The 13074-nt window shown below is 29.9% G+C and carries 15 protein-coding genes; 4 read left to right on the top strand and 11 right to left on the bottom strand.

Annotated elements, in window-relative coordinates; all coding sequences use genetic code 11:
• Nucleotides 1–51: 51 nt before the first annotated feature.
• Together CW731_RS07545 and CW731_RS07540 are read right to left on the bottom strand one after the other, a co-directional pair.
• Nucleotides 52–825: a zinc ribbon domain-containing protein gene (locus tag CW731_RS07545; protein ID WP_100946149.1), complete on the bottom strand. Its 774-nt coding sequence runs from the start codon at nt 823–825 to the stop codon at nt 52–54.
• Between the two features lie 2 nt (nt 826–827).
• Entirely contained in the window at nt 828–1922 is a 1095-nt protein-coding gene (locus tag CW731_RS07540) for a Nif3-like dinuclear metal center hexameric protein (RefSeq protein WP_100946148.1), read from the bottom strand.
• 53 nt (nt 1923–1975) lie between these two features.
• Between CW731_RS07540 and lpxK the strand changes: the two genes are divergently transcribed.
• Together lpxK and CW731_RS07530 are read left to right on the top strand one after the other, a co-directional pair.
• Nucleotides 1976–2998 (top strand): tetraacyldisaccharide 4'-kinase, encoded by a 1023-nt coding sequence (lpxK, locus tag CW731_RS07535; protein WP_100946147.1) that lies wholly within the window; start codon nt 1976–1978, stop codon nt 2996–2998.
• Between the two features lie 40 nt (nt 2999–3038).
• A complete protein-coding gene (locus tag CW731_RS07530; protein WP_100946146.1) occupies nt 3039–3515 on the top strand; it encodes a thioredoxin family protein in 477 nt (158 codons plus the stop codon).
• A 68-nt stretch (nt 3516–3583) separates the two neighbouring features.
• Here the strand turns inward: CW731_RS07530 and CW731_RS07525 are convergent, their stop codons facing one another.
• The 6 genes from CW731_RS07525 to CW731_RS07500 form a co-directional block, all read right to left on the bottom strand.
• Complete coding sequence (locus CW731_RS07525) at nt 3584–4684, bottom strand: OmpA family protein (RefSeq protein ID WP_100946145.1); 1101 nt, start codon at nt 4682–4684, stop codon at nt 3584–3586.
• 88 nt (nt 4685–4772) lie between these two features.
• Entirely contained in the window at nt 4773–5672 is a 900-nt protein-coding gene (locus CW731_RS07520) for a Ppx/GppA phosphatase family protein (RefSeq protein ID WP_100946144.1), read from the bottom strand.
• Between the two features lie 6 nt (nt 5673–5678).
• The gene (locus tag CW731_RS07515) at nt 5679–6167 is read right to left on the bottom strand and encodes a histidine phosphatase family protein (RefSeq protein WP_100946143.1); all 489 of its coding nucleotides are present in this window, start codon (nt 6165–6167) and stop codon (nt 5679–5681) included.
• 35 nt (nt 6168–6202) lie between these two features.
• A complete protein-coding gene (gene pdxH / locus CW731_RS07510; protein WP_100946142.1) occupies nt 6203–6850 on the bottom strand; it encodes a pyridoxamine 5'-phosphate oxidase in 648 nt (215 codons plus the stop codon).
• Nucleotides 6851–6917: 67 nt separating this feature from the next.
• Entirely contained in the window at nt 6918–8105 is a 1188-nt protein-coding gene (locus CW731_RS07505) for a TIGR03862 family flavoprotein (protein WP_100946141.1), read from the bottom strand.
• Nucleotides 8106–8206: 101 nt separating this feature from the next.
• The gene (locus CW731_RS07500; protein WP_100946140.1) at nt 8207–8665 is read right to left on the bottom strand and encodes an Lrp/AsnC family transcriptional regulator; all 459 of its coding nucleotides are present in this window, start codon (nt 8663–8665) and stop codon (nt 8207–8209) included.
• A 160-nt stretch (nt 8666–8825) separates the two neighbouring features.
• Here CW731_RS07500 and CW731_RS07495 point away from each other — a divergent pair, with 160 nt between their 5' ends.
• Nucleotides 8826–9629 (top strand): DUF1338 domain-containing protein, encoded by an 804-nt coding sequence (locus CW731_RS07495; protein WP_100946139.1) that lies wholly within the window; start codon nt 8826–8828, stop codon nt 9627–9629.
• 94 nt (nt 9630–9723) lie between these two features.
• Here the strand turns inward: CW731_RS07495 and CW731_RS07490 are convergent, their stop codons facing one another.
• Nucleotides 9724–10050, bottom strand: coding sequence for a multidrug efflux SMR transporter (locus CW731_RS07490; RefSeq protein ID WP_100946138.1), 327 nt, complete (start codon nt 10048–10050; stop codon nt 9724–9726).
• A 105-nt stretch (nt 10051–10155) separates the two neighbouring features.
• Nucleotides 10156–11586 (bottom strand): sodium:solute symporter, encoded by a 1431-nt coding sequence (locus tag CW731_RS07485; protein ID WP_100946137.1) that lies wholly within the window; start codon nt 11584–11586, stop codon nt 10156–10158.
• Between the two features lie 139 nt (nt 11587–11725).
• Between CW731_RS07485 and recR the strand changes: the two genes are divergently transcribed.
• Nucleotides 11726–12343 (top strand): recombination mediator RecR, encoded by a 618-nt coding sequence (gene recR / locus CW731_RS07480; RefSeq protein ID WP_100946136.1) that lies wholly within the window; start codon nt 11726–11728, stop codon nt 12341–12343.
• Nucleotides 12344–12403: 60 nt separating this feature from the next.
• Here the strand turns inward: recR and CW731_RS07475 are convergent, their stop codons facing one another.
• The gene (locus tag CW731_RS07475) at nt 12404–12994 is read right to left on the bottom strand and encodes a CopD family protein (RefSeq protein ID WP_100946135.1); all 591 of its coding nucleotides are present in this window, start codon (nt 12992–12994) and stop codon (nt 12404–12406) included.
• Nucleotides 12995–13074 lie beyond the last annotated feature (80 nt).

Raw genomic sequence — 13074 nt, 5'->3', positions numbered from 1 at the left:
AAAAAAACTCGAAGCTAAGCTTCGAGTTTTTTTATGAAATATTGTAAAAGATTAAGAAAATAATTTATCCATTTTTTCTTTCTCTTCTTCAGCCAATGCAGCATCTACTAAGATACGTCCACTATGCTCATCTATAGTTATCTTTTTTCTGTTTGCAATTTCTAGTTGCACCTGTGGTGGAATTGTAAAGTAAGATCCTCCAGAAGCACCTCTTTCGATAGCAACAACAGCCAAACCATTTTTAACTTTGGTTCTAATTCTTGTATAAGCAGAAAATAAGTGAGTATCTAAAGTTTTAGCAAATTCTTCAGATTTTTCTCCTAAAAGTTTTTCTTCTTTTTCAGTTTCTTTTAAAATTGCGTCTAATTCAGCCTTTTTATGACCTAAATGCTTTTCTTGCTTCGCTAATTTTTCTTTAGTTCCGTCAATTACTTCATTTTTTTGAGCAATTTTAGCCCTGTACTCGTTAATTCTTTTTTCAGCTAATTGAATTTCTAAATCTTGAAATTCGATTTCTTTAGATAATGAGTCAAATTCTCTGTTATTTCTAACATTTTTTTGTTGCTCATCATATTTTGTCATCAAAACTTTAGAATCTTCGATTGCTTGTTTTTTATTGTTGATTTCTGTTTCTAAATTAGAAGCATCTTCAGCTAAATTAGCAATTCGGGTATTTAATCCGGCAACTTCATCCTCTAAATCTTCAACCTCTAAAGGCAATTCACCTCTAACGTTTCTAATTTCATCAATTCTAGAGTCTATTAATTGTAGGTCATACAATGCTCTTAATTTTTGCTCTACTGAAATTTCTTTCTTCTTTGCCATGTTTATATGTAATGAATTGGATTCGTACTTTTTTCTGATAAAATGACTGCAAAATTACTAAATTTTTTCGTAAGATAGTCAACCAAAAGGTTTTTTGTAAACTGTTCGCTCTCATAATGACCAATATCTGCTAATAAGATGCTTTTTTCTGCTTTAAAAAACTCATGATACTTAAAATCTGCACTTACATATGCATCTGCTCCAGCTCTTTTTGCATTGGAAATGGCAAAACTACCAGAACCACCTAAAACTGCTACTTTCTTTACCTTTTTATTGATGAGTTCGGAATGGCGAACACAATCGGTTTTCATGGTTTCCTTTAGAAATAGTAAGAAATCTTTCTCATTCATTTCTTCTGGAAGTTCACCAATCATTCCCAACCCAATATCTTGATGTACGTTTTCTGTGGTAATTAATTCATAGGCAACTTCCTCATAAGGGTGTTTTTCTTTTAAAACTTTTAATATGGAAGCTTCATTTTTACTTTCAAAAACAACACTAATTCTTGTCTCTTTTTCTGTATGTACTTTTCCTTTTTCTCCAATAACAGGATTCGAATATTCATTTCCTCGAAAAGTTCCTTCTCCAATTACATTAAAGGAACAATTATCATAGTTTCCAATGTTTCCTGCGCCAGCTGTAAAAAGAGCACTTCTTAACTCGGCTGCATCTTGTGTAGGTACAAATGTGGTTAATTTTTTTATAATTCCTTTTTTAGGAATTAAAATTTGAAGATTCATCAAACCTAAAACTTCGCACATTTTTGCAGACACGCCATTTTTAGAGTTGTCTAAAGCGGTATGTGTAGCATAAATAGCAATGTCGTTTTTTATAGCCTTTAAAACCACTCTTTCCACGTAAGAATTTCCGTTTAATTTTTTTAATCCGCCAAAAATTATCGGATGAAAACTGATAATTAAATTACAGTTTTTAGCAATTGCCTCATCTACGGTTTCTTCTAACGTGTCTAGTGTAACTAGAATTCCAGAAATATCTGTCGTATAATCTCCTACTAATAAACCAACATTATCAAAATCTTCAGCATAATTTAATGGTGCCAGTTCTTCTAAATAATTTGTTACTTCTCTTATCTTCATTCGATTCTCTTTTCTAAAACCAAAGTTAACATTTTTAATGTATTTTTACAGCAATGAAAGTACTTCGTTTTTTACTCTTTCCATTTTCAATTTTATACGACTTTGTAACTAGAATTCGTAATATATTTTTTGATATTGGCGTTTTTAAACAAACATTATTTAAAATACCTGTAATTATTGTAGGTAATTTAAGTGTTGGTGGAACAGGAAAAACACCACAAATTGAGTATTTAATTCGTTTATTAAAAGACAGTTATAAAACGGCAGTTTTAAGTAGGGGTTATAAAAGAGAAACAGTAGGTTTTGTTTTATTAAATAAAAACCATGCTGCTGCAGATGTTGGAGATGAACCTTTGCAATATTTTAAGAAGTTTAAAAATATTAATGTTGCTGTAGATGCAAATAGAGTAGAAGGTATTACAAATTTAATTTCAGAAGTAAAACCAGATGTTGTTTTATTAGATGATGCTTTTCAACATCGAAAAGTAAAAGGAAGTTTTTACGTCTTACTTACAAAATATGATGATTTATTTGTTGATGATTTTTTATTACCAACGGGCAATTTAAGAGAAAGTAGGCAAGGAGCAAAGAGAGCAGAAGTAATTTTAGTAACTAAATGTCCAGAAAATTTATCTAAAGATAAGCAAGATACTATAAAACTAAAACTTAGTAAATTCAATAAAAAAGTATTCTTTACGAGTATTTCATATGCTGATAAAGTTTTAGGCTCAGTAGAGATACCAACTTTAGCATTAAAGAATTTTGAGGTGTTATTAATTACAGGAATTGCAAACCCAACACCATTGCTAAATTACCTAGAAGGTTTAAGTGTAAAGTTTCAGCATTTAAAATATGCAGATCATCATCATTTTTCTGATGTTGAAGTTAAAGATATTCAAAAAAAGTTTGATGAAATTCAATCTTCAAAAATAATTTTAACTACAGAAAAAGATTATGTAAGATTGGTAAATCATCTAGAAAACTTATCTTATTTACCTATTGAGACGTCTTTTTTAAATAATGAAGATGAAGTGTTTAATACACTTATAAATAATCATATAAAAGGTAGTTTTTAAACTTGGTATTATTTTTGATATTTTTGAACAAATTATTAGAATGAAAAAAATATTTTTATTTTCTGTTATTATTTTATTATCAAAAGGCATCTCTGCTCAAGAAGATGTTGAACACTTGTCTTTTAAAGATGTTGTTCATGTTAATTGGGAATCTTCTTTTAAAGAGGCTTTAAGTAAGTCTAAGGAAGAAAAGAAACCGATTTTAATATATTTTACGGGTTCAGATTGGTGTGGGCCATGTAAAGTCTTAGATAAGAAACTGTTTCACTCAGCTAAGTTTAAAGAGTTGGCAGATAAAGATTTAATTTTATATGAGGCAGATAACCCAAGAAATAAAGATCTTGTTAGTCCAAATAAATTAGAAGAAACACATAAACTTATAAGAAAATACAAAGTAAAATCATATCCTACTTTAGTTTTTGTTAATCATAGAGGAAAAATGATTGGCTATAAAAAAGGATTAATTCTAACAGAATATTATTATCCATTTATAGAGTCTGTAATAGAGAATTATTAAGAAAAAATAGTAAAATAAAAAAAACCGAAGCAAGTTGCTTCGGTTTTTCATTCAATAAAAAATTGAATTTATTTTTGATTAATGACTCTAAAAGTGGTTCTTCTATTAGCTCTATGTTCTGCTTCTGTACAAGAAACTCCATCGGCACATCTGTTCGTTAATTTAGATTCTCCAAGACCGTTTCCAGTTAATTGACTAGGGTTAACTCCTTTAGAAATTAAGTAGTTTGTAACTGCTTGTGCTCTTCTTTCAGATAAGTTTTGGTTGTTAGCTTTTGTTCCTCTTGAATCTGTATGAGACTCAATTGCTACAGCAACACCATCTTTTAAGATTGGTAATAAACGAGCATCAATAATTCTTTTTGCTCCATTTGTTAAAGTTGCACTTCCTAAATTCCAGTTAATTGGTAAAGGTGTATTGTTAACTAATTCACATTCTACTTCTTTCCAGGTAGTTAAACCTCCTTTGTTTACTAAAACTTCTTTAGTAACCGTTTTGTATTTAGCTGCTACAGTAACTTCTTCTTGATAAGCATCTTTTACTAAAACTATTTTTTTAATAGATCCATAAACAGCTGGAATATCAATAGTTTTTGTAGTTGGTCCAGAAACCATAACTTTTTTTGTATATGTTTTATCATAACCAGGAATTTTAACTGAAGCGGTAGAAGCATCAGAATTTAAAGTAGTTAATGGAACAGTTACAAATTTCGCAGGAATTGGCTTGTAACACCAGTATCTACAGTCATTAGGGTCGCTAGATTCACAATCAGGTGCTTTTTCACTCATTTCCCAAACTGCTGACGCAGCTTTGGTTTCAATAACTTGAGAGTCTGGGCTAAAAGTGGCCTTAATTGTTCTTAACTTGTTCGAATCTTCTTTACCAATATATGTTTCAGTTTTAGTTTCCCAAACACTTGGTACAATTACTAAACGTTGATCGGCTTCTTTAACGAGTACTCTTTCTGTAACAGTTTTGTAAGTTGCAGGGTATGTTACAATTTTCTTGTAAGCAGGAGCTATCTCAATTGTTACGTCTTCGTTTTTCCATACTTCAGGAGTTTTACAACGTACGTAACATTTTCCTGGTTCTGGGTTTGCTGGTAAATCTTGAGCAAATGCAATTGCTCCGAACATTAGTAATGCTCCGCTAAATAAAATTTTTTTCATAATTAACTAGTTTTGATATTAGTATATAATATGAGACACAAACTTTTCTGTGAAGTCACCTATAAATCAAAAAAAGTTAAATATTTTTTTATAAAGTACTGTAGTATAGTGTTTTAATTATTCCGTCTGAAAGACCAATTTTTGGAACATATATTTTTCTAGCTCCACTCCATTTCATTGCAGATAAATAGATTTTTGTTGCTGGTATTATAACGTCTGCCCTATCAGGGTTTAAACTTAACTCAGAAATTCTATCATCATAACTCATATTCTTTAAAAATTGATATTGAGCATTTAGATAAATAAAAGATATAGGTTTTCCTTCTGTTCTACCAGACATTTTAAAGATTTTGTTAATGTTTCCACCAGAACCAATTAAGGATACTCCTTTTAAATCTTTTGTGTTCTTTTTAATCCACTTTTCTACGCCGGCAAAAATTTCTTTGTTTTCAGTTTTTTTATTATTTAAAAGACGAACGGTACCCATTTTAAAAGATTTCGAACTTATAATTTTACCTTTAGAGAATAAGGTAAACTCTGTGCTACCTCCACCAACATCTACATATAAGTAAGAATTATCTCCTTCAATTAATTCATTTAAATCTGTAGAAGATATAATAGCAGCTTCTTCTTTACCGCCAATAATGTCAATTTTTACGCCTGTTTTTAATAGAATTGCTTCAGTAACTTCATTTCCATTAGAAGCTTCTCTCATTGCAGAAGTTGCACAAGCTTTGTATTTTTCGACGCCATGAACCTTCATTAGTAGCTTAAAAGCTTCCATCGCATTTATCATTCTAGTAATATTAGCATCACTAATAATACCTTCATTAACAAATACATCTGCTCCTAAACGAATGGGAACACGAACTAAAGAAGATTTTTTAAATTGAGGCTCTTTATCTTCAGAAATAATTACGTTTGAAATTAGTAGCCTAATGGCATTAGAACCGATATCAATTGCCGCGAATTTTTTTATTTCTAACAAATTTTTTTATTTATGATTTTTAGGAAACTCTACCATAATGGTTTTTCCTCTTCTTATATTTTTCCAATGTTTTTCATCAAATTGCAGTGCAATTACACCACAAGTAGGTACATGTGCTAAAGGTTTGTTTCCAAATTCATTTACAAAGGTATTAATACCATGGTCGTGACTAAAAATAATAGCAGAACTAAAACCATCATCTAAAGCATTTACGGTTTTCACTAAATAACCATCACTAAAACTATATAATTGCTTTTTTATTTGAAGGTTTGCATGTGGAAAACCAAAGTTTTCACAAAAGATTACAGCTGTGTGTAAAGCCCTGTTTGCGCTACTTGTTATAAATACATCTGGTTTATCTAATTTTTTAGATAAAATTTTAGACATTAAATGAGCATCTTTAATACCACGTTTTTTTAATGGTCTGTCAATATCTTCAATTCCAGAGTATTCCCAAGAAGATTTTGCATGTCTAACAATGTAGAGTGTTTTCATTTAATTTTTTAATTGTATCGGGTAAATATAAAAATTTATGGTGCTAATCTTTCAATTTTCCAAGAAAAATCTTCAGCTAATTTATATCTAATCCTATCATGTAATCTATTGGGTCTCCCTTGCCAAAATTCTATAGAAACTGGTTTCACTAAATAACCGCCCCAATGTTTTGGTCTTGTAATTTCTTTGCCTTCAAATTCTTTTTCGAAGGATGATAAATTTTCTTCTAATTCATTTCTAGAAGCTACCACAGTACTTTGGTTTGAAGCCCAAGCGCCTAACTTACTTCCGTCTGGTCTCGATTCGAAATAACCATCAGATAAGTTTTCTACTTGTTTCTCTGCAATTCCTTTTATAATAATTTGCTGTTCTAAAGCAGGCCAAAAGAAAGACAAACAAATGTTGTTGTTGTCTGCGATTGCTTTTCCTTTTTCAGAGGTGTAATTTGTGTAGAAAATGAACCCTTCCCAAGTAAATTTCTTTAATAAAACGATTCTATTTTTAGGGAAACCATCTGTACCAATTGTAGAAATATTCATGGCATTCGTTTCGTCTACCATTTCAGAATCATCTGCATTTCTAAACCAGGTTTGAAATAATTCCATTGGGTTTTCGGGACAATTACTTTCTAGAAGTTCTTGTTTTTCGTAAGATTTACGATAATTTGATAAGTCTTTAGACATTTAATTTATTTGAATAGAGTAAAAATACAGAATATTTTAAGAGTACAAACACAGTAAATGGTAGTTTTTATTCAATTTTATTGATGTGTTTCGCAAGAAAAACTCCAGAACTTGCACAGGCTTGTAATAAATAACCTCCAGTTGGTGCGTCCCAATTTAGCATTTCTCCAATACAAAATTGATTTGGAATTTTTTGTAATTGAAAATTGCTGTCCACTGCATTTAAATCGAGACCTCCAACAGTAGAAATTGCTTTGTCTAGAACTCCTAAAGCTGTAATTTCTAAAGGAAATTTTTTAATGATTTTTGATAAGATTTCTGAATTTAAATAAGCTTCTTTAGAAAGATAATTTTTTAATAAATCTATTTGTGTATTACTTAATTTTAATTCTTTCTTTAGAATCTGTGTGGTGTTTTTAAAGCTTGATTTTCTCATTTTAGAGGAGATTTTCTCTAAAGTAAATGCGGGTTTAAAATCAATATAAACAATTGCTTTTTCTTTTAAGTTTAATTGCTTTCTAATTTGCGGACTCAAACCATAAATGGCATTTCCTTCTATGCCAAAATTAGTGATTACTGCTTCACCTTTTTGTGTTTTTTCTAAACAAGAAATGGCAATGTTTTTCAACGGGTTTCCTTCATTACTTTTAATGAATTTAGAATTCCAATCAATTTTAAAAGCACAATTAGATGCTTCAAAAGGAATTATTCTTATCCCTTTTTTTTGAAATGTTTCTAACCAACTTCCATCAGAACCTGTAATTTTCCAGCTTCCGCCACCTAAGGCAAAAACGGTATAATCTGAAGAGGTAATTTTATTGTTTATAATAAGATTATTTTCAGCATCCCAACCCGAAAATGTATGTCTGTATTTAAAAATAATTCCCTTCTCTTTGAGGTGATTTAAAATGGAGTTTAAAACAGTAATTGGCTTTATTCCTTCTTCAGGATATATTCTTTTACTACTTCCTATATAGGTTGGAATTCCTATAGTTTCTAACCAATCTCTAAAATCATTATTTGTAAAAGCTAACAGCGATTTTTTTAAAAAATTATTTGGTGTATAACGATTAATTAATTCAGAAATTGCTTCTGAATGTGTAAGATTAAAACCACCTTTACCTGCAACTAAAAATTTTCTACCAGCTGTTTTATTCTGTTCATAAATAGTAACATCGAATTTATGAGTATCTAAAAAAGCTGCTAAAAGTAAAGATGAAGATCCGCCACCAATAATAGAAATTGATTTTTTCATGTTATACTTTTCTATATAAAGACAGTTCTAAAAAAGGCATATTAATTATAATTTTTTCTTATTTAAAAGAGATTCGCTTTTTATGGTTTCTCGTTTTTATATTATTTAATGGGAAGGTTTCTTTTAAAACCAGTATCGAAACATATAAATGTATCGGTGCCAGAAACTCCATTAATTAAATGAACTTGTTCGTATAAAACCTCACGTAAATGTTCATTATCTTTTGCAAATATCAGAATAAAAATGGCATAATTTCCAGAAACATAATTACATTCTACAATTTCATTAATTTTTATTAATTCTTCCATTACAGATTTTGCAAATCGAGCTTCACGCAAACGAATTCCTGTATAAGATTTTGTTTTATAGCCTAGTTTTTTTTCATCTAGTAAAAATTCTGCATTTTTAATAATCTCAGCATCTGTTAACTTTTTTATCCTTTGATGTACTAATGAATTTGAAATTTTTAACTCTTCTGCTATCTGAGAGAATGCTTTTCTTCCATCTGTTTGTAGTTGAATAAGTATTTGCTTATCTATATAATCAATTTGATTTTCCATTACACTTCGCTTTGTTAAATTATGGTCAATATTTCTTTATGAGTAATTTATAAAATTATATTGACATATAATTACTTTTATTGATGTAAAATTAATTACATAAGACGTATTTGTGAATTAAATTGATTTATTTTTGTGACTTGTAAATATAAAAAATAGAATGACTACAACTGAAATTTTTGACACATTATGGATGGAATACACACAAAGAACTCCGTCTGCCCAAAAAATAAAAGATTTATTTATTGATAAAGGAAATAAAATTATTAATGATCATGTTGCCTTTAGAACCTTTGACGATCCTCGTGTAGATATTGACGTTTTAGCAAAACCTTTTTTAGCGGTTGGTTATATAGAAAGCGGAGAATATACTTTTGTAGCAAAGAAATTGTATGCAAAACATTTTGAACACGCAACAGATAAAAATGCGCCTAGAGTATTTATAAGTCAATTAAAAGTTGCAGAATTTTCTACGGAATTACAAGCAGAAGTAAAGAAAATGATTGATGCAATTCCTGAAAATGAATTAAATTCTGGGGAATTGGTTTTTAAAGGAAGGTTATGGGAGCAACCTAGTTTTGTTGTTTATGAAAAGCTACAGGAAGAAACAGAATATGCTGCTTGGTTGTATGTAAATGGATTTTGTTCAAATCATTTTACGGTTGATGTAAATGAACTGGATACTTTTAGTTCTTTACAGGAAGTAAATCTATTTTTAAAAGAAAACGGATTTAAAATGAATACTTCTGGCGGAGAAATTAAAGGAACACCAGAGGAATATTTAGAACAATCTAGTGTTTTGGCAGATAGAATTCCGGTTGTGTTTAAAGAAGTAACCAAAGAAATAACTTCTTGTTACTATGAGTTTGCTTTTAGACATGCAATGAAAAATGGTAAATTATTTTCTGGTTTTATTGCAGGTTCTGCAGATAAGATTTTTGAAAGTACAGACATGAAATTATAATTTTTAAAAGAATTTCACTTTAGATGAATAAAAAAAAGAATCAGAATCATAAACGGTTCTGATTTTTTTTTGCAACAAGTGGTGTTGTTTTCTTTCAGTTCGAGACTACTTTTAATCCAACGATCGAAGCTATTAAGGTTGTAATAAAAAAGAGTCGCCAAAAGGTAGCAGGTTCTTTAAATAGAAAAATTCCTATTAAGACTGTTCCAACGGCACCAATTCCAGTCCAAACAGCATACGCAGTTCCAATTGGTAATTCTTGTGCTGCCTTTACAAGTAAAAACATACTGATTGTTAGACAGACTAAAAAACCAATATACCAATATGTTGCTTCGGCTCCACTGGTTTCCTTCGCTTTACCAAGACATGTAGCAAAAGCTACTTCAAAAAGTCCTGCAATAATTAATAGCATCCAATTCATATTAATGTGAGATTTTTATAACATGTAGTTTTTATTGAGTTGTGTATTTTGACTTATAAAGCGCTAATAATTTTATGTTGTTTATTAAAGTTAAAAATAATCAAATTATTTTTTAAATAGATATAATCCTAAAAAGGTAACAAAACCGTTTAATATTAAAAGTGAAAATCCGAAATCGAAACCAACATGTTCTAAAGCTAAATAATTTACAAAATACGTAATAAACGGGGAAGCTAAACAAATAAAAGGTACCATTTTGTCTTTTATATTTATCTTGGTAAATAAGCCAAAAGCATACAAACCTAGTAGTGGGCCATAGGTGTAATTGGCAAACGTAAATATTTTTGCAATGACACTTTCATCTGCAATAAAGTATTTAAAAACAAGAATAGTTGCTATTAATATAAATGAGAAAAGGATATGTATTTTCTTTCTTATTTTCTCTTGCACTTTTTTGTCTTTCTTTTTATCAATCTCTAAAATATCGATACTAAAAGAAGTGGTTAAAGAAGTTAAAGCAGAATCTGCACTTGAATATGCTGCTGCAATTAAACCGAGTAAGAAGAAAATAGCAGTAGCCAAACCTAAGGTTCCTTTGGTTGCAATTATTGGAAAAAGTTCATCTTTATGAGCGTCAATTCCGTTTTTTTGAGCATAATCTGTTAATAAAACGCCCAAAGCTAAAAAGAAAAAATTAACAATTACCAAAACAATGGTAAACCAAAACATGTTTTTTTGCGCATCTTTTAGATTTCTACACGTCAGGTTTTTTTGCATCATATCTTGGTCTAAACCTGTCATAACAATAGCAACAAAAGCACCTGCAAGAAAACGTTTCCAGAAATAATTGCCAGCATTTATATCGTCAAAAAAGAAAGTTTTAGATAATTCACTATCTGCAACGTAAGAAAAGATATTACTAATTTCTAGTTCATCGGAAATTGTATAAATACAAACGCCAACAGCAATCAACATAAATAAGGTTTGTAAGGTGTCTGTCCAAACAATAGTTTTAATTCCGCCTTTAAAAGTGTACAGCCAAATTAATAGAATAGTGATTGAAACGGTTACCCAAAACGGAATGCCATAACTATCAAACAATAACAATTGCAATACATTAGCAACTAAAAAGAGCCTAAAAGCAGCACCAATAGTTCTAGAAAGTAAGAAGAAACTTGCACCAGTTTTATAAGAATATTTACCAAATCTATCTTCTAAATAAGTATAGATAGACGTTAAATTCAATCTATAATAGAGTGGAAGTAAAACCAAACCAATTACAGCATATCCAACAACATACCCTAAAACCATTTGAAAATAACTCATATTTTGGCCTTCTACCCAACCAGGAACAGAGATAAAAGTAACACCAGAAAGAGATGCGCCAATCATACCAAAAGCGACTAAATACCAGGGTGAAGAATTGTCTGCTTTAAAAAAAGTTTTGTTGTCTGCAGATTTTCCTGTGATGTAAGAAATTAACATCAAAACAGAAAAATAAGCAATAATTAAGATAATAATATGAATAGGTTGCATTCTTTAATTTTATAATTTTTTGATGCACGAATATAAGATTTTTGAAGAATAGAAAAGCGGGAAAAGAAAAGAGAAGTGTGAAAAAGTCTTTTTTATAATTTCTATGCTCTTTTCTCTATAATAACTTAAATTTGCAGTTATGGATTTTTCGTCGAAATTATTAGAAAATGCTGTGAATGAAGTTTCACGTTTGCCCGGAATTGGTAAGCGAACTGCGTTGCGTTTGGTGTTGCATTTGTTAAAGCAACCTTCAGATAATACAAAGTATTTGTCTGAAGCTTTGTTACATTTAAGAAACGATGTAAAAACCTGTGAAAAATGCCATAATATTTCGGATACCTTATTATGTGATATTTGTCAGAACCCGAGAAGAAATGCAGACATTGTTTGTGTTGTAGAAGATATTAGAGATGTAATGGCAATTGAGAGTACGTCTCAATACCAAGGGTTGTATCATGTTTTAGGCGGTAAAATTTCTCCTATAGAAGGAATTGGTCCTCAGAATTTACAAATAGAATCTTTGGTTCATAAAGTTGGAAATGGAGAAATTAAAGAATTAATTTTTGCTTTAAGTTCTACCATGGAAGGAGATACCACCAATTTTTATATTTTTAAACAAATAGAAAAATTTGAAATTACAACATCTACAATTGCTCGTGGAATCTCTGTGGGTGATGAATTGGAATATGCAGATGAAGTTACTTTAGGAAGATCTATTGTTAATAGAATTCCGTTTGAACAGAGTATTAGGAGTTAAAGAATAGTTAATCGTTTTCATTAGTAGTTTACAGTGAGTTACTGCTACTGAAAACGATTACTAAAGACTTTTTTTATTATCATTGTCTAAAACTTCTTTCTCGGCTTTTTCCCAAGATCTTTTCTCACGAATCTTTTTGTAAAGTTTGATTCCCAACATCATTAAAATACCAAAAAGAATAATTCCTACAACGCCCCAAATCCAATTAATAGCACTCTTTACTGTTACTAAAAATACGATTGCAAATAGAATTATTGTTGAGATTTCATTAAAAATTCGCAATTTGAAAGCAGAATATTTAATAATGTCTTTTTGAAGTTTGCTATAAATATTCTGACAAAAACCATGGTAAAAATACAAGGCCAAAACGAAGGCAAGTTTTACCAACATCCAAGGTTCTTGTAAATAATACGGATTTTGATAGAGCATCCAAAAAGCAAAAATACTTACCAAAATAGCTGATGGCCAGGTAATAATGTACCATAAGCGTTTGGTCATTAATTTGTATTGCGTTTGCAGAATAGACTTTGCTGGTTCTAATTTTGTTTCTGCTTCTGTTTGGTAAATAAACAGTCTAGGAATATAAAATAAACCAGCAAACCAAGTAACTACAAAAATGATGTGTAAAGCTTTTACGTATAGGAAATCCATATATAATTATGTATTAAATTTTATAGTCTTGTAATTTGTTAGCAAACTGGTTTAGCCCTGATTGTAATGGCATCCTTTTT

Origin of the sequence: Polaribacter sp. ALD11 (assembly GCF_002831685.1) — a bacterium.
Taxonomy (GTDB): domain Bacteria; phylum Bacteroidota; class Bacteroidia; order Flavobacteriales; family Flavobacteriaceae; genus Polaribacter.
Note: the sequence above shows the minus strand (reverse complement) of the source record. Positions and strands in the feature narration are given on the sequence as shown.